This window comes from Cellulosimicrobium sp. CpK407, assembly GCF_051844275.1.
Lineage (GTDB): Bacteria > Actinomycetota > Actinomycetes > Actinomycetales > Cellulomonadaceae > Cellulosimicrobium > Cellulosimicrobium cellulans_G.
This window is the reverse complement of sequence record NZ_JBGNYC010000034.1, coordinates 23,281-41,465: the sequence shown is the minus strand read 5'-3', so window position 1 is coordinate 41,465 and position 18,185 is coordinate 23,281. Positions and strand designations below refer to the sequence as shown.

The 18,185-nt window shown below is 71.7% G+C and carries 11 protein-coding genes; 8 read left to right on the top strand and 3 right to left on the bottom strand.

The genetic code is table 11. From position 1 onward, the window contains the following. Positions 1-26 precede the first annotated feature (26 nt). On the top strand, positions 27-2,492 hold the full coding sequence (ligA, locus tag ABWU78_RS14635) for an NAD-dependent DNA ligase LigA (RefSeq protein ID WP_439158795.1): 2,466 nt from the start codon (positions 27-29) through the stop codon (positions 2,490-2,492). Between the two features lie 34 nt (positions 2,493-2,526). Here ligA and ABWU78_RS14630 read toward each other — a convergent pair whose 3' ends face one another. From ABWU78_RS14630 to ABWU78_RS14620, 3 genes are all read right to left on the bottom strand, one after another. Beyond that, complete coding sequence (locus tag ABWU78_RS14630; protein WP_439158794.1) at positions 2,527-3,432, bottom strand: dihydrodipicolinate synthase family protein; 906 nt, start codon at positions 3,430-3,432, stop codon at positions 2,527-2,529. Positions 3,433-3,467: 35 nt separating this feature from the next. Continuing rightward, complete coding sequence (locus ABWU78_RS14625) at positions 3,468-4,133, bottom strand: ThuA domain-containing protein (protein WP_253053539.1); 666 nt, start codon at positions 4,131-4,133, stop codon at positions 3,468-3,470. A gap of 70 nt (positions 4,134-4,203) precedes the next feature. After that, positions 4,204-5,385 (bottom strand): ROK family transcriptional regulator, encoded by a 1,182-nt coding sequence (locus ABWU78_RS14620; RefSeq protein WP_253053541.1) that lies wholly within the window; start codon positions 5,383-5,385, stop codon positions 4,204-4,206. 409 nt (positions 5,386-5,794) lie between these two features. Here ABWU78_RS14620 and ABWU78_RS14615 point away from each other — a divergent pair, with 409 nt between their 5' ends. The 7 genes from ABWU78_RS14615 to ABWU78_RS14585 all read left to right on the top strand — a co-directional run bounded on the left by ABWU78_RS14615 (position 5,795) and on the right by ABWU78_RS14585 (position 18,118). Continuing rightward, a complete protein-coding gene (locus ABWU78_RS14615) occupies positions 5,795-7,315 on the top strand; it encodes a sugar ABC transporter ATP-binding protein (protein WP_253053543.1) in 1,521 nt (506 codons plus the stop codon). Then, the gene (locus ABWU78_RS14610) at positions 7,312-8,352 is read left to right on the top strand and encodes an ABC transporter permease (protein ID WP_439158793.1); all 1,041 of its coding nucleotides are present in this window, start codon (positions 7,312-7,314) and stop codon (positions 8,350-8,352) included. Before ABWU78_RS14615 ends, ABWU78_RS14610 begins: the two co-directional genes overlap by 4 nt. 101 nt (positions 8,353-8,453) lie before the next feature. After that, positions 8,454-9,521: a substrate-binding domain-containing protein gene (locus tag ABWU78_RS14605; RefSeq protein WP_253053545.1), complete on the top strand. Its 1,068-nt coding sequence runs from the start codon at positions 8,454-8,456 to the stop codon at positions 9,519-9,521. A gap of 135 nt (positions 9,522-9,656) precedes the next feature. After that, positions 9,657-10,829: a Gfo/Idh/MocA family protein gene (locus ABWU78_RS14600; protein WP_253053547.1), complete on the top strand. Its 1,173-nt coding sequence runs from the start codon at positions 9,657-9,659 to the stop codon at positions 10,827-10,829. Between the two features lie 278 nt (positions 10,830-11,107). Beyond that, positions 11,108-16,090 carry a ThuA domain-containing protein gene (locus tag ABWU78_RS14595; protein WP_439158792.1) on the top strand — a complete coding sequence of 1,661 codons (4,983 nt, stop codon included), beginning with the start codon at positions 11,108-11,110 and terminating at the stop codon, positions 16,088-16,090. 256 nt (positions 16,091-16,346) lie between these two features. Beyond that, positions 16,347-17,075 carry a hypothetical protein gene (locus ABWU78_RS14590; RefSeq protein WP_253053551.1) on the top strand — a complete coding sequence of 243 codons (729 nt, stop codon included), beginning with the start codon at positions 16,347-16,349 and terminating at the stop codon, positions 17,073-17,075. Between the two features lie 41 nt (positions 17,076-17,116). Further along, a complete protein-coding gene (locus ABWU78_RS14585; protein ID WP_253053553.1) occupies positions 17,117-18,118 on the top strand; it encodes a sugar phosphate isomerase/epimerase family protein in 1,002 nt (333 codons plus the stop codon). Positions 18,119-18,185: the final 67 nt, after the last annotated feature.

Sequence of the window (18,185 nt, the reverse complement as noted above, 5' to 3'; positions counted from 1 at the left end):
TCGGCGGTCCGCGCGATGATGTGCGGGTGAGCGAGAGCACCCCCGCGACGTCCGCCCCGACCACCCCGACCGTGACGGACGAGGAGGTCCCCACGGCCACGTCCGCCGCCGAGCTCGACGAGGCCGCCGCGCAGCGACGCTGGGCCGAGCTCGTCGCGCAGGTCGAGGCCGACCAGCGCGCGTACTACGAGGAGGACCAGCCCGTCTCCTCGGACGCCGAGTACGACGCGCGGATGCACGAGCTCCAGGCGCTCGAGGCCGCGCACCCCGCCCTCCAGTCGCCCGAGTCGCCCACCCAGCGCGTCGGGGGCCGCGCCGCGGCGGGCTTCGCGACGGTCCAGCACCTCGAGCCGATGCTGTCGCTCGACAACGCGTTCAGCGAGGAGGACCTCGCCGCGTGGGCGGCGCGCGTGCACCGCGACCTCGGCGTCGCGGAGGACGCGGCGGTCGACTACCTGTGCGAGGTGAAGATCGACGGCCTCGCCATCGCGCTGCTCTACGAGAAGGGCCGGCTCGTCCGGGCGGCCACGCGCGGGGACGGGCGCACGGGCGAGGACGTGTCCGCCAACGTGCGGACGATCGAGAGCATCCCGCAGCGCCTCGGCGGCGACCCGGCGACCCACCCCGACGTCATCGAGATCCGCGGCGAGGTCTTCATGGGCGTCGCGGACTTCGCCGCGCTCAACGAGAAGCTCGTCGCCGCCGGGCAGGACCCGTACGCCAACCCGCGCAACACCGCGGCCGGGTCGCTGCGGCAGAAGGACCCTGCCGTCACGGCGAGCCGCAACCTGCGGATGTACGCGCACGGGGTGGGCGCCCTGCAGTGGGAGGCGGGCGAGCACGCCGAGCTCGCGCGCCAGTCCGACGCGTACGCGCTGTTCGCGCAGTGGGGCGTGCCCGTCTCGCCGCACAACCGGGTGGTGCACGGGCTCGACGAGGTGATGGAGCGCATCGCGTACTTCGGGGAGCACCGCCACGACATCGAGCACGAGCTCGACGGGATCGTCGTCAAGGTCGACGAGCTCGCCCTCCAGCGCCGGCTCGGCGCCACGAGCCGCGCGCCCCGGTGGGCCATCGCCTACAAGTACCCGCCCGAGGAGGTCAACACGCGCCTGCTCGCGATCCAGGTCGGCGTGGGCCGCACGGGCCGCGCGACCCCCTACGCGGTCATGGAGCCGGTGAAGGTCGCCGGCAGCACCGTGCGCCAGGCGACCCTCCACAACCAGGACGTCGTGCGGGCCAAGGGCGTGCGCATCGGCGACATGGTCGTGCTGCGCAAGGCCGGCGACGTCATCCCGGAGATCCTCGGGCCCGTCGCGGCGCTCGCGGACGACGGCTACCCGCGCGAGGACTTCGTCATGCCCGCCGACTGCCCGGAGTGCGGCACGCCGCTGCGCCCCATGAAGGAGGGCGACGTCGACCTGCGCTGCCCCAACGCCGAGTCGTGCCCGGCCCAGGTGCGAGGCCGCGTCGAGCACATCGGCTCGCGCGGCGGCCTCGACGTCGAGGCGCTCGGCGAGGTCACCGCCGCCGCGCTCACCCAGCCCTACGAGCCGGCCGAGCCCCCGCTGCGCACCGAGAAGAACCTCTTCGGCCTCACGGTCGAGCAGCTCGCGCCGATCAAGGTCGTCGTGCGCGACCCGGAGACCGGCCTGCCCCGGCCGTACGAGGGCGTGGGGGAGTCGGGAGAGGTCCCGATGTCCGACGGCTCGGTGCTGCTCGCCAAGGTCGTCCGACCCTTCCAGAAGGTCGCCGCGCGCACCTACCCGCCGGGGTTCGAGGACGCGACGCCGGCCGAGCGCCGGGCTGCGGGCGTCCGCAAGGACTACCCGGTGTACGGGCCGTCGAGCACGGCGCAGACCCTCGTCGACGAGCTGCGGCTCGCGAGGACCAAGGACCTGTGGCGCATCCTCGTGAGCCTCAACATCCGGCACGTCGGCCCCGTCGCGGCGCGCGCGCTCGCGGACTGGTTCGGGTCCCTGGACGCCATCGAGGAGGCGATCCGTGACGGGGGCCGCGAGGCGCTCGCGGCGGTCGAGGGCGTCGGGCCCGTCATCGCCGACGAGGTGATCGCCTGGCTCGAGGTCGGTTGGCACCAGGAGATCGTCGACCAGTGGAAGCGGGACGGGGTGCGGTTCTCCATCCCGGGGCATCCCGGTCCGGGCGCCCGGCAGGCACCCACCGGACCGCTCGCGGGACTCACCGTCGTCGTCACGGGGTCGCTCGAGGGCTTCAGCCGCGAAGGCGTCAAGGAGGCGGTGATCGCGGCGGGCGGCAAGTCGTCGGGGTCGGTCTCGAAGAAGACCGACTACGTCGTCGTCGGAGCGAACGCGGGCTCGAAGGAGGCCAAGGCCCGCGACCTCGGCCTGCCGATCCTCGACGAGGAGGGCTTCGTCGCGCTGCTCGCCGGCGGGCCGGACGCCGTCGCCGACCGCGTCGGAGGCGACGCGTCCGGCGCGGCCGACGAGGCAGGTTCCGGCGCGGACGGCTGAGGAGGCCGACGCGCCACGACGTCGCGAGGGTGGATCAGGGCGTCGACGGGCGTCGGGCCACGACCTCCTGCAGCCGCGCGACGCCGTCGGGCGGGACGGGCAGCGACGGGCCGCGCGGGGGTGCGGTCGGCACGCCGAGCAGGTTCGCGAGCGCGTGGAACCCGCTCACCGGGCGCAGCGAGGCCAGGACGTCCGTGAGGTCGCGCAGCCAGTCCACGACCTGGGCGTCGGGCGCGGTGCCCCCGGCCCGGGCGCGCCGCAGCGCGACGTACTCGGCGGGCACGAGCGCGGCGAGACCGGTGTGCCAGGCGTCGGCCGCCTCGGCGCCGCCGACGATCGCGGGGTCGCCGCTGAGCCCGACGCTCAGGCCGAGCCCCGCCGTCGCCGCGCGCAGCGCCGCGACCCGGCCGGTCGGCCGCGCCGGCGTGGACGCCGGGTCCTTGACGGCCGCGACGGTCGTGGTGCGCGCGAGGTGGCCGAGCGCCTCGGGCGTGAGGTCGTACGTCGTCTGGACGCTCCGGTTGTAGTAGCAGACCGGCAGGTCGACGGTCCCGGCCACGGCCTCGAACACCGCCACGACCTCGTGCTCGTCGAGCGGCAGGTAGGAGAACGGCGCGAGCACGAGCCCGTCCGCCCCGCAGTCACGCGCCGCGCGGGCACGCGCCAGGACCTCGCGCGTGGACGCGCCGCTCACGGCGACGTGCACGGGGACGCGCGGCGCGCCGGGCGCCGAGCCCGCCGCGACGGCGGCGCGCACGACGGCGTCGCGCTCGTCGGGCGTGAACGTCACGCCCGCGCCCGACGACGCGAGGACGACGACGCCGTCGACCCCTGCCCGCGCCGCACCGTCCACGAGGGCGGCGAGCGCGTAGGGGTCGGGTGCGTCCGATGGGGTGAGCGGGGTGATCGGGTAGGCGAGGAGCCCGCAGAACGAGGTCACGTGCCGGGTGGAGGGACCGGGGCGCGCGTCGAGCGTCAGCGGCTCGCCCAGAGGATGCCGCGCTCCACGATGGTGCGGACGGGCGGGACCTCGAGGTCGGCGAGCTGGTGGCCGGCTGCGCACACGAAGATGCGGCCGGCACCCCAGCGGCGCGTCCACACGGCGGGGGAGACGACCGGCTCGTGCCACGGGTCGCCGTCGCGCGGGACGATGGTCGTCGTCGCGAGGACCTCGTTGTACGAGTCGGCGAGCACCCAGTACTGCTCGGAGTGCAGCGAGATCGAGTCGATGCCCGCGACGATCGGGTGGTCCGCGTGCTCCGGCGCGATGTCGATCGTGTGGTCGATGAGGTCGTGCGCGTGCGCGGCGAACTGCCCGCCCACCATCTGCAGGTAGTCGGTCGCGAGGCGGAACGAGTCCACGATTCCGCCGTGCCAGCCGGCGAACCCGGTACCGTTCGCGATCGCGGTGCGCAGCCCGCGCATCTCGTCGGGCAGGATCTCGCCCATCGTCCAGCACTGCACGACGAGGTCCAGGCTCGCCATGAACTCCTCGTCGGCGTACGACTCCAACGATCCCTCGAGCGTCACGTCGTACCCGGACGCCTCCAGGAACGGGACGAACAGCTCCGCCGCCTCCTCGGGTGCGTGCCCGGGCCAACCGCCCCGGACCACGAGCGCTCGACGGTCCCGCTCGGTCATGACTCCTCCTCGTGCCTCGTCACACTCGTCGCGCCCGCATGTCGCGGGCAGCGGCCCCCGGCGACCGCGCTCAGGCGATGAGCGCGTCGATCGCTGCGGGCGAGAGTACGTGATCCACGGCCATGGCGCTCGCACCGAGCACGCCGGCCTGGCCACGCGCCTGCGACGTGACGATACGCAGGTGCTGCGTCGCGAGGGGGAGCGACCGCTGGTACACGATCTCGCGGATGCCCGCGATCAGGTGCTCGCCGGCCTCGGCGACGATGCCGCCGATGACGATGAGCGACGGGTTGAGGAGGCTCACGCACGCCGCGAGCACCGAGCCGATGTCGCGTCCCGCCTGGCGGACGGCCTGGCTCGCGGTGAGGTCCCCGCCACGGACGAGGGTGACGACGTCGGCGCTGTTCGTCGCGTCGAGGCCCGCGGCGGCGAGCGCGGCGGCGACCGCCTGTCCGCTCGCGACGGCCTCGAGGCACCCGACGTTCCCGCAGCGGCACGGGACGTCGGCCGCGCTCGGGACGGCGACGTGGCCGATGTCCCCGGCGGCGCCCTGCGCGCCGCGCCGCAGCTCGCCGTCGGCGATGATGCCGGACCCGATGCCGGTGGCGACCTTGACGAACAGCATGTCGGTCACGGCGGGCCAGGCGGTGCGGTGCTCGCCGAGCGCCATGATGTTCACGTCGTTGTCCACGAGGACCGACGCGTTGAACCGCTTCTGCAGGATGCCGGCGACGTCGACGTCGTCCCACGCGGGCATGATCGGCGGGTTGATGGGCCGACCGGACGAGTGCTCGACGGGCCCGGGCAGACCGACGCCGACGCTCACGAGGTCGTCGAGGCTCCGCCCGGTCGTCGCGACGAGCTTCTCGCCCGTGTCCGCGACCCACGACAGCACCACGTCGGGGCCGTCCGCGATCGCGAGCGCGGCGTCGGTCTCGGCGAGCACGTTGGACGCGAGGTCGGTCACGGCGAGGCGGGCGTGCGTCGCACCGAGGTCGACGGCGAGCACGATGCGCGCCTCAGGGCTGAAGGCGAAGGTCACGGGCGGTCGCCCGCCGGTCGAGCTCGCCTCTCCCGCGGGGGCGATGAGGCCCGCCGACATGAGGAGGTCGATCCGGGCGGCGATGGTGGATCGCGCCTGCCCCGTGATCGCTGCGAGGTCCGCGCGCGTGCGCGGCTGACCGTCCCGGAGCAGCTGGAACATGTCGCCGGCGCCGGTCGGGCGCGGCGCGAACTTCAGCAGTTCCTCCATGGGCACAGTGAATCACGGAGCCTCTCGTCGGTCGTCCGTACGTGCCGGACGAGTCATCGGCTTTTGCTTGACGATCGCCAAAAGGTACCCTACTGTCCCCTCCCAAGGCGACACGGACGTCGTCGGAAGTTGTGGAGACCCGAGGAAGGGTCTCCCGTCCGGGCGAACACCCGCCCCACCTGCTCGTGCAGACCCCGACCCCCAGCCGACTTCTCGGTGGTTCGGCTCGTCAGCCGCCCGTCGTGCCACCCGTCGACCTGACGCGTCGAGCACCGTCCGCCCGCAGCATGGGAGCGTTCCCTCGCCCCGACAGCGCTTGTCCACTTTTGCTGGTAACGAAGTTGTAACGGCAGCAAAAGGCTGCGATCTTATGATTGACCGTCGTCAAAAGGTCGGCTAGGTTCACCGCATGGTCACCGCAGACCCTCCCCAGCCGCTCCTGCAGATGCAGGGCATCGTCAAGGTCTTCCCCGGGGCTCGAGCGCTCGACGGCGTCGATCTCGAGATCCTCCCCGGAGAGGTCCACTGCCTCCTCGGGCAGAACGGCGCCGGCAAGTCCACCCTCATCAAGGTGCTCGCCGGTGCCCACCAGCCCACCGAGGGTCAGATCCTCCTCGACGGCGAGCCCATCACCATCTCCGACCCCGTCGCCGCGCTGAAGCACGGCGTCGCGACCATGTACCAGGAGCTCGACGTCGTCGACGGCCTGACCGTCGCGGAGAACGTGTACCTCGGGCACGAGCTCGCGACGCTCGGGTTCTCCCAGCGCCGCGAGGCCGTGCGCCAGACGCGGGCCATCCTCAAGCGGCTCGGCCACAGCGAGATCTCCCCGAACCAGGAGGTCGAGCGGCTGTCGGCCGCGGGCAAGCAGATCGTCTCCATGGCGCGGGCGCTGTCGCACGACGCGCGCGTCATCATCATGGACGAGCCGTCCGCGGTGCTCGACTCCGAGGAGGTCGGCAACCTCTTCCGCGTGGTCAAGGAGCTGACCAAGGCCGGGGTCGCCGTCGTCTACATCTCGCACCGTCTCGAGGAGATCCGCGAGATCGGCGACCGCATCACGGTGCTCAAGGACGGCCGGACCGTCGCGCAGAACCTCCCGGTCTCCGAGACCCCGACGGCGAAGCTCATCACCCTCATGACCGGGCGCTCGGTCGAGTACGTCTTCCCCGACTCCCAGGAGCTCGCCGCCGACGCACCCGTCGTGCTCGACGTCGAGGGCCTGTCCCTGCGGGGCACGTTCGAGGACGTGTCGCTCCAGGTGCGCGCCGGGGAGATCGTCGGCCTGGCGGGCCTGGTGGGCGCCGGGCGCTCGGAGATCATCGAGACGATCTACGGGGCTCGGCGCGCGACGGCGGGCACGGTCCGGGTGGACTCGAAGCGGCTTCGCGCCGGCTCCGTGGCCTCCGCCGTGGACGCCGGGATCGGGCTCGCGCCGGAGGAGCGCAAGAGCCAGGGTCTGCTCCTCGACGAGCCCGTCTACCGCAACGTCACCCTCTCGACGTTCGCCCGCTTCGCGCGCGGCGGCTTCCTCGACGAGGGCGCGGAGCGCAAGGCGGCCAAGGAGCAGGCCGACTCGCTCGAGCTGCGGCCCGCCGGCGTCGACCGCGCGATCCGCACGCTCTCGGGTGGCAACCAGCAGAAGGCGATGCTCGCCCGCTGGCTGGTCCACGGCTGCCGCGTGCTGCTCCTCGACGAGCCGACGCGCGGCGTCGACGTCGGGGCGCGCGCCGAGATCTACGCCCTCATCCGCAGGCTCGCCGACGAGGGTGCCGCCGTCGTCGTCGTGTCCAGCGAGATCCCCGAAGTCCTCGGCCTCGCCGACCGCGTACTCGTCGTCTCCGAGGGTCGCGTCGTGCACGAGGGGCCCTCGAGCTCCATCGACGAGCACCAGGTGCTCGACATGGTCATGGAAGGAAGTGTCGCGTGAGCGAGCAGCAGGTGTCGGCCTCGATGCCGACGGACAAGCCGGACGCCGACGAGTCGGCCCGGGTCGAGAAGGCCGCGAGCGAGCGCCGCCGGGCAGGATTCATGTCCGGGGCGGCAGGTCGGAACATCGGCCTGGTCCTCGCGCTGATCCTCCTGTGCGTCCTGGGCTTCGCGACGGCGGGTGAGCGGTTCGCGAGCGTCAGCAACCTGATGACCATCCTCAGCCTCGGCTCGGTCACCGGCGTCCTGGCCATCGGCATGACGTTCGTCATCACGACGGGCGGCATCGACCTGTCGGTCGGCTCCGTGCTCGGGCTCTCCTCCGTGTGGGCGACGACGCTCGCCACCCAGTCGTACGGCTGGGTCGTCATGGTCATCTGTGCGCTCGCGGTCGGCCTCGGCGCCGGGTTCCTCAACGGCCTGATCATCGCCTACGGGCGCGTCGTGGCGTTCATCGCGACGCTCGCGATGCTCGTCGCGGCGCGCGGCCTCGCCGAGCTCATCGCCCAGAAGCGCACGCAGATCGTCAACGTCGCGGAGTTCAACGACATCTTCCGGGGCAACCTCCTCGGGGTCCCGAAGATCGTCTGGATCTTCGCGATCGTCGCCGTGCTCGGCTGGTTCCTGTTCAACCGCACGACGTTCGGACGCCGGACGGTCGCGGTCGGCGGCAACCCCGAGGCCGCGCGCCTCGCGGGCATCAAGGTCAAGCGGCACCTCATGTACGTGTACGCGCTCTCGGGCCTCACCGCCGGCATCGCCGGGGTCATGATCCTCGCTCGCACGAGCGCCGGCTCCTCGACCAACGGTCTGCTCCTCGAGCTCGACGTGATCGCCGCGGTCGTCGTCGGCGGCACGCTCCTGGCAGGCGGACGCGGATCGATCGTCGGCACCGTCCTGGGCGTGCTCATCTTCACGACGCTCACCAACGTCTTCATCATCAACAACGTCGACAGCTCGGTCCAGCAGATCGCCAAGGGCGCGATCATCGTCGGTGCGGTCCTGCTCCAGCAGCGCATCGCACGGCGGACCACCTAGCCCGTCGCACTCCCCAGCCATTCCTCGTACGACCCACGACACCACTCACCCCCACAAGTTCCGCAGAGTTCCTCCCGCAGGACAGCATCGAAGGAGATCCCATGTCCGCACGCACCACCCTGCGCCGCCGCTTCATGATCGCGACGGTCTCGGCCGCCTCGATCGCGCTGATCGCCACGGCCTGCACGTCCAACACCCCGACCACCGAGGACACCGCGGACGGCGACGGAGGCGGCAGCAGCAACGAGGCCGTCTCCGACAACGACGCCCCGGGCGACCCGATCGTCATCGGCTTCTCGGCCCCCGCTGCCGACCACGGCTGGATGGGCGCCATCACGACCGCGGCCGAGGCCGAGGCCGCGGAGTACGAGGACGTCGAGCTCCGCGTCGCGGACGGGACGAACGACGTCAACGTCCAGATCAGCCAGATCGAGGGCTTCATCAACGACGGCGTGGACGCGATCGTGCTCCTGCCGTTCGACGGCGCCGCGCTCACCGAGGTCGCGACCAAGGCGATGAACGCCGGGATCCCGGTCATCAACGTCGACCGCGAGTTCTCGAGCCCGTTCGCGGCCCGGGCCACCGTCCTCGGCGACAACTACGGCATGGGCGTGAGCGCCGGCCAGTACATCTGCGAGCAGCTCGGGGACAACCCCGACGCGGTCGTCGCGGAGATCGCGGGCATCGACTCGCTCCCGCTCACGCAGGACCGCAGCCAGGGCTTCGAGGACGCGCTGTCCGACTGCGGCCTCGACGTCGACAACCGCGTCGCGGCCGACTTCACCGTCCAGGGCGGCGAGGCCGCGACGGCGAACCTGCTCCAGGCCGCGCCGAAGATCGACGCCATCTGGAACCACGACGACGACCAGGGCGTCGGCGTGCTCTCCGCGATCGAGAACGCGGGCCGCGACGAGTTCTTCATGGTCGGCGGCGCCGGCTCGAAGCAGGTCATGGAGCACATCAAGGCCGGCGACTCCGTCCTCCAGGCGACCGTCGTCTACCCGTCGACCCAGGCCGCGGACGGCATCAAGCTCGCCCGCCTCGTCGCGCACGAGCGCAGCATGAGCGACCTCGCGTCGTCCGGCGTCCCCCGCACGATCCAGCTCTTCGCGCCGGTCGTGACGAAGGACAACGTCGACCAGTACCTGCCCACGGCGTTCCAGTCCTGACGGGCCGCTGACGCCCGTCGTCAGCACGCAGCACGAAAGCACGCGGACCACGCCCACGGTCCGCCCGGGACGACCCCGGCCGGACCGTGGGCGTGCTCACGTCACGCGCAGGAACATGCGCACGGAAGGAACGTCATGGCAGGAAACGACGGCGCGCAGCTCGGCGTCGGCATGGTCGGGTACTCGTTCATGGGGGCAGCGCACTCGCAGGCCTGGCGGACTGCCCCCCGGTTCTTCGACCTCCCTCTCGACCCGCGCATGCGGGTGCTCGGCGGCCGCAACCCGGAGGCGCTGGCCGCCGCCGCCCAGCGGCTCGGCTGGGAGTCCACCGAGACGAGCTGGCAGGCGCTCGTCGCGCGGGACGACGTCGACCTCGTCGACGTGTGCACGCCCGGCGACACGCACGCCGAGATCGCGATCGCGGCGCTCGAGGCCGGCAAGCACGTGCTGTGCGAGAAGCCGCTCGCCAACACGGTCGCCGAGGCGGAGAAGATGGTCGAGGTGGCCGAGGCCGCGGCCGCGCGCGGCCAGGTCGCGATGGTGGGCTTCACCTACCGCCGCGTGCCGGCCATCCAGCTCGCGCGCCAGCTCGTCGTCGACGGCCGGATCGGGACCGTGCGCCACGTCCGCGCGCAGTACCTCCAGGACTGGATCGCGGACGAGAACGCGCCGCTGTCGTGGCGGCTCGACAAGTCGAAGGCCGGAAGCGGGGCGCTCGGCGACATCGGCGCCCACGTCATCGACCTCGCGCAGTTCATCACCGGCGAGAAGATCACGAGCGTCTCGGGACTGCTCGAGACCTTCGTGACGGAGCGTCCGGTCGCGACGGAGTTCGCGGGGCTGTCCGGCCAGGGCGGCACCGAGCGCGGGCCCGTCACCGTGGACGACGCGGCGGTGTTCCTCGCCCGGCTGTCCGGCGGGGGCATCGGGACCTTCGAGGCCACGCGCTTCGCGTACGGCCGCAAGAACGCGATCCGCCTCGAGATCAACGGCTCGAAGGGGTCGGTCGCGTTCGACTTCGAGGACATGAACGTCCTGCACTTCTTCGACGCCGCGGACGACGCGGTCGTCGCCGGCTTCCGGCGCATCGTCGTCACGGAGCCGGAGCACGCGTACGTCGCGCACTGGTGGCCCGCGGGTCACGGGCTCGGGTACGAGCACGCCTTCACGCACCAGGCGGTCGACCTCGTCGAGGGGATCGCCTCCGGGACGCACCCGGCGCCGACCTTCGCGGACGGCCTCGTGGTGCAGCGCGTGCTCGACGCCGTCGAGCGGAGCGCGGCGTCGGGCGGCTGGGTCCAACCGTAGTATCGAGTCCGGGTCGGCCCGCGGGGCGGAGGGTCGACCCGGACACCGGCCCGACGGTGCCGGCCGTTGCAGCGCAGCACGGCCGGCCGGAACCGGCTTGGAGAAAGGAGGCTGGACGCGCCGCGACGGCGCGCATTTAGTACGACGGGCAATCAAAATTGTCGGTCGACAATCCCGGGACGGCGGCCGGCCGATGGCGGCACCCGGCGGAGCGCAGCACTGATTCCCCATCTCGACGAGGAGACCTTGTGAGAAACGTGCTAGGAGGATCGCTCGCCATGAGGCGGACGGTCGCGGCAGCCGCCGCGGCAGCGGTCGCTCTCCCTCTGACCATGGCGGCGGCGACGTCGGCGACGGCCGCACCGGTGCCCACGAGCGTCGCGGCGGCGCCCGTCGTCACGGCCGCGGACACCGAACCCTTCGACGTGCTCGTCTTCAGCAAGACCGGTGGCTTCCGCCACGGGTCGATCCCCGCGGGCATCGCGGCGATCCAGAAGCTCGGTACCGAGAACAACTTCGAGGTCACCGCGACCGAGGACGCGGGCGCGTTCACGGACGCGAACCTCGCGCAGTACGACGCCGTCGTGTGGCTGTCCACGACCGGTGACGTGCTCAACGACGACCAGCAGGCCGCGTTCGAGCGGTACATCCAGAACGGGGGCGGGTACGCGGGCATCCACGCGGCGTCCGACACCGAGTACGACTGGCCCTGGTACGGCGGGCTGGTCGGCGCGTACTTCAGCGCTCACCCCCAGAACCAGACCGCGACCGTCAAGGTCGAGGACCACGTCCACGAGTCGACGGCGCACCTGCCCTCGCGGTGGGAGCGGTTCGACGAGTGGTACAACTTCCGCACGAACCCGCGTGACACGGTGCACGTGCTCGCGAGCCTCGACGAGACCACGTACAACGCGGGCAGCGGCGCGATGGGCGCCGAGCACCCGACGGCGTGGTGCCAGGTCTACGACGGCGGCCGCTCCTGGTACACCGGCGGTGGCCACACCGACGAGTCGTACGCCGACCCGGCCTTCCTCCAGCACCTGCTGGGCGGCATCCAGACGGCCGCAGGCGCCGTGGCGTCGGACTGCGCGGCGACGCAGTCCGCGAGCTACGAGCAGATCGCGCTCGACGAGGAGACGCGCAACCCGATGGTCCTGGACGTCGCGGACGACGGCACGGTGTTCTACGCCGAGCGTGACGGCCGTGTGCAGGTCATCGACCCGTCGACCAACACGACGCACACCGCGACCACCCTCCCGGTGACCACCGCCAACGAGGACGGTCTGCTCGGGCTCGTGCTCGACCCGGCCTTCTCGGAGAACGGGTGGGTCTACACCTACTGGGCTCCGTCGAACGTCGGCTCCGACGGCCCGCACAACCGGATCTCGCGGTTCGACTTCGACCCGGCCACGGGCACGATCGACCAGGCCACCGAGAAGAAGGTCCTCACCGTCACGACGCAGCGCAACACGTGCTGCCACGCCGGCGGTGACATGGTCTTCGACGAGGACGGCAACCTGATCCTCGCGACGGGCGACAACACCAACCCGTTCGAGTCGGGCGGCTACTCGCCCCACGACGAGCGCGCCGGTCGTCAGGACTACGACGCCCAGCGGTCGTCGGCCAACACCAACGACCTGCGCGGCAAGGTCCTGCGCATCCACCCGGAGGCCGACGGGACGTACACGATCCCCGAGGGCAACCTCTTCGCCCCCGGCACCGAGAAGACGCGTCCCGAGATCTTCGCCATGGGCTTCCGCAACCCGTTCCGCATCGGGGTGGACCCCTACTCGGGCAACATCCTCGTGGGTGACTACGGCCCCGACGCCGGTAGCGCGAGCCCGACGCGTGGCCCGGGCAACACGGTGGAGTGGAACGTCGTCAGCGAGCCCGGCTTCTACGGCTGGCCGTACTGCACGGGCGCGAACGCGGACTACCTCAAGTACAACTTCGCGACCGGCCAGTCCGGCGCGGCGTTCAACTGCGACGCCGGCCCGGTCAACCAGTCCCCGAACAACACGGGTCTGACCCAGCTGCCCCCGGCCATCGAGGCCGAGATCTGGTACAACTACGCCGGCAACCCGGACTTCCCGGAGATCGGCGGCGGCGGTGCGCCCATGGGCGGCCCCGTCTACCAGTTCGACCCCGAGCTCGACTCCGACGTCCAGTGGCCCGAGTACTGGGACGGCAAGGCGTTCCTGGGCGAGTGGAACCAGGGCAAGCTGTACTCGGTCCAGCTCGACGGGGAGAACCGCGACGACATCGTCGACGTCAACCGCGTCCTGCCCAAGATCTTCGACCCGAGCGCCGGGTTCGACCGTGCGATGGACTTCGACTTCGGTCCCGACGGCGCGCTCTACGTCGTCGACTGGGGCTCGGGCTTCGGCGGCGACAACGACTCGAGCGGGATCTACAAGGTCAACTACGTCAAGGGCAACCCGTCGCCGATCGCGCGGGCGAGCGCCGACGTGACGAGCGGTCACGCGCCGCTGACGGTGCAGTTCTCCTCGGAGGGCACGCGCCACCCGTCCGGAGACGCGCTGGCCCTCCAGTGGACGTTCGGCGACGGCTCGGAGCCGTCGACCGAGGCCAACCCGGTCCACACCTACACGGAGAACGGCTCGTACACGGCTCAGCTCGTGGCGACGGACTCCCAGGGCCAGACGGGGGTCGCGAACGTGTCGGTCGTCGTCGGCAACGACGCGCCGACGATCTCCATCACGTTCCCCGACAACGGCGGGTTCTTCCAGTGGGGCGACCAGGTCCGGTACGAGATCGCGGTCGACGACCCCGACGGTGAGGTCGACTGCAGCCAGGTCGAGCTCTCGACGTCGCTCGGTCACGACTCGCACGCCCACCCGATGGACGTGCTCGGCGGCTGCGAGGGCGTCTTCCAGACGGCGCGCGACGAGGGCCACGGCATCGAGTCGAACATCTTCTGGGTGATCGAGGCGTCGTACACGGACGACGGTGGCGCCGCCGGTGCCCCGCTCACCGCGAACGACCTCCAGGTGCTCCAGCCCAAGCTGCTCCAGGCGGAGTTCTTCACCTCCACCGGTCGCCTCGCGAGCTCCACGAGCACGGGTGACCCGGGCGTGCAGCGCGAGACGACGGGCGACACGGCCGGCGGTGGCCAGAACATCGGCTACATCGAGCCGGGCGACTGGTGGGCCTACGACCCGATCTCGCTCTACGGCGTGGACTCGATCGCGCTGCGCGCGGCGTCGCCGAGCAACGCCACGATCTCCATCCGCTGGAACGCTGCCGACGGGCCCGAGATCGGGACCGTGCAGGTGCCCGGCACCGGGGACTGGCAGGTCTACCAGAACGTCTCCGGGACCCTGACCGACGTGCCCGCGGGCACGGGGACGCTCTACTTCGTCCTGACGTCCGGCCAGGCCAACGTCAACTGGCTCGAGTTCGACGGCCGCGGCGTCACGGACAACGAGCGCCCGACCATCGACTCGTTCGAGGTCACCCCGACGACGGGCACCGCCCCGCTGACGGTGACCGCGACGGCGACCGCCTCCGACCCCGAGGACGACGCGATCACCTTCGCGTGGGACGCGGGTCTCGGTGACGGCTTCGCCGACGGGACCGACTCGTTCGAGGTCACGTACGACCAGCCGGGCACGTACCGGCTCCAGGTGCGTGCCTCCGACGAGCGCGGCGCATACTCGGTGGAGTACACGACCGTGACGGTGAAGGCGCCGCAGACCGGGCCGGGGATGTGCTTCTCGGGCCGCTCGGACGACTTCCTCGGGACGGACCTCGACGAGAACCGCTGGTCGGTGCTCAACCGTGACCAGAACCTGGTCGTCCGGGACGGCAAGCTCGTCATCCCGACGACGGCGACCGACTTCTACAGCACGGGCAACACCACGGTGCCGAACGTCGTGCTCCAGGACCTGCCGGACGGGCCGTTCACGGCCACGGCCAAGCTCACGCTGCCGGCTCGCCAGCAGTACCAGCAGGCCGGTCTGGTGATCTGGGAGGACCAGGACAACTACGCCAAGATGGTGCTCCAGGGTCGTTCGCAGTCCGCGGACCCGGCGACCCGGATCTTCCAGTTCATCCGTGAGGAGAACGCCCAGCCGAACGAGGTCAGCGCGTCCAACACGGCGAACCTCGGCGCGGACTACCCGGACACGGTCTACGTCCGGTTCGTCAGCAACGGCGAGAACCTCCAGGCGGCGTACTCGGCCGACGGCGTCGACTTCACGACGATGTCGGAGACCAAGTCGATCGCCGACCTGGAGAACGCGAAGATCGGCCTCGTGTCGCTCAAGGGGAACAACACCACGTCCCCGGTGATCGACGCCGAGTTCGACTGGTTCTCGATCACGCCCGACGACACGGCGTCCGCCCCCGGGCCGGACGACGAGTTCGACGGCACCGCCCTCGACGCGTGCCGCTGGTCGATCGTCCGCGAGGACCCGACCGGCTACCGCGTGGCGGACGGCTCGCTCCAGATCGACACGACCCCGACCGACATCTACGGGACGGGCAACACGGACGTGCCGAACATCATGCTCCAGGAGCAGCCGGGTGACGAGTGGACGATCGAGACCGTCGTCGACGGCTCGGCGTTCGACCGCCAGTACCAGCAGGGTGGTCTGATCGCCTACGCCGACGACGACAACTACGTCAAGCTCGACTACGTGGTCGACAACCAGGCGGGCCAGGCCAAGAACGCCCGGATCGAGCTGCGCAGCGAGGTCGGCGGCGTGGTCCAGAACCCGCAGCCGCAGACGGCGAGCCTCGCCGAGTCGGTCTGGCACCTGCGCCTGACCCGCTCCGGTGACACGTTCACCGGTGCGTACAGCGCGGACGGCGAGACCTGGACCACGTTCGACCAGACCGTGGCGAACACGGCCGCGGCGGACGCCCAGGTCGGTCTCTTCGCGCTCGGTGCGTCGGCCGACACCGGTGCGGCGGCGTCGTTCGACTACTTCCGGGTGGTCGGCGACGAGGTCGAGCCGATCGCGGTGACCATCACCGCGGAGACGCGCTGCATGGCCGGCAAGGTGTTCGTTGCGGTCCGCGCGACGAACGACGACGCGGTCCCGGTCGCGATCACTCTCGAGACCCCGTACGGGTCGAAGGAGTTCGCGGACGTGGCGCCGGGTGCGAACGCCTACCAGTCGTTCGCGTCGCGTGCCACGGGGATCGACGCCGGCACCGTGACGGTGACCGCGACCGACGCCGAGGGGAGGACGTTCTCCGGGACGGCGGACTACGCCGCCCGGGCCTGCTCCTGACAGGTTCCGGCGGGCCGGTGCTCTGAGCACCGGCCCGCCGGGCACCGCGCTCGGCGTGCGGGCGCTCGGCGGACGGGCGGCCCATCGGCCGGGCCGACCGTACGCTGCCCGCACGACGAGCACGACGGGGACCTCCGGGTCTCCGGCCCCGGCGCCCGGGAACGGGCGCTCCGGCCCGGCGCCGGGGCACCCCCGGGGTCCGACGACCGCCGTCGGCCCCGGAGCCACCCACAGACCACGACGAGGTGATGACCCGATGTCCCGAACGTCTGCGCAGCCCAGCGGCACCCGCAGCGGCACCAGCACCCGCACCCGACCCCGCGTCGGGGTGCGCGCTCTTCTCACCGCGGCGCTCGGCGTGCTGCTCGGCGCCGTCGTCGCGCTGCTGGGCGTCGCGGCCCCCGCGGCCGCGCACGGCGGCGACGTCGTGATCTCCCTCGGCACCGACGGGGAGGGCGGCATCTCCGCCAACCTCACCTACAAGATCGACGGGCACCCGGTCGAGGAGTCTGCCGACGTCTCCGTGACCGCGGAGTCCGCCGACGGCGAGACCGTCGGACCGCTCACGCTCTCCTCGGCGTCGGAGGGCGTCGGCTGGTACACGTCCGAGCCCGGCGTCCTGGCCGAGGGCAACTGGACCCTCACCGCCACGATCACCCACCCGGCCGAGGCGACCGCCACCGCGCAGGTCGACGTCGTGCCGCTGCCCGAGCTCGCTCCGGATGCGGCCGACGAGGCCGCGGCCGACGCCGAGGGCGGCGCCGCGGACGGGGCCGACGAGGACGCCGACGCCGCGGCGGACGCGTCCGGTACCGCGGACGACGAGTCGAGCGGGAGCGGCGCGGGCGTGTGGATCGCCGTCGCCGTGGTCGCCGCGCTCCTCCTCGTCGGCGGGTACGTCGTCGTCCGCCGCCGTGCGCGCGCTGCCGCCGCCGAGGCGTCGGACGGCAAGCCCCGATCCCTGTCCAGCACGTCCGCCCGGTGACCCCGGGCGCGATACCGAGAACGACCGAAGGAGACACGACCATGGCACGACCGATCACCCTCTTCACCGGGCAGTGGGCCGACCTGCCGTTCGAGGAGGTGGCGCGGCTCGCGTCCGGCTGGGGCTACGACGGCCTGGAGATCGCCTGCTGGGGAGACCACCTCGACCCGTGGCGCTGGGACGACGACGAGTACGTCCAGGGCAAGCTCGACCTGCTGGCCAAGTACGACCTCAAGGTCTACGCGATCTCGAACCACCTCAAGGGCCAGGCCGTCTGCGACGACCCGATCGACCAGCGCCACCGCGACATCCTCCCCGACGTCGTGTGGGGCGACGGCGACCCCGAGGGCGTGCGCCAGCGCGCCGCCGAGGAGATGAAGCACACCGCGCGCCTCGCGGCGAAGCTGGGCGTGAAGACCGTCGTGGGCTTCACGGGCTCGGCGATCTGGAAGTACGTCGCGATGTTCCCGCCCGTCTCGCAGGAGGCGATCGACGCCGGCTACCAGGACTTCGCCGACCGCTGGAACCCGATCCTCGACGTCTTCGACGAGGTCGGCGTGAAGTTCGCCCACGAGGTGCACCCGAGCGAGATCGCGTACGACTACTGGACGACGGTCCGCACGCTCGAGGCGATCGGGCACCGCGAGGCGTTCGGCCTCAACTGGGACCCGAGCCACATGGTGTGGCAGGACCTCGACCCGGTGAGCTTCCTGTGGGACTTCAAGGACCGCATCTACCACGTGGACTGCAAGGACACGAAGAAGCGGATGCACAACGGCCGCAACGGCCGGATGGGCTCGCACCTCGCCTGGGCGGACCCGCGCCGCGGCTGGGACTTCATCTCGACGGGCCACGGCGACGTGCCGTGGGAGGACGCGTTCCGGATGCTCAACACGATCGGCTACGAGGGCCCCATCTCCGTGGAGTGGGAGGACGCCGGGATGGACCGCCTGGTCGGCGCGCCCGAGGCGCTCGCGTTCGTCAAGAAGTACGCCTTCGACGCTCCGGACGCGGCCTTCGACGCCGCGTTCTCGACCAAGTAGCACGCACAGTCTCCCGCCGGCCGGCTCTGCCGGCCGGCGGGTGGGGGAGAACAGTCCGACACGCCAC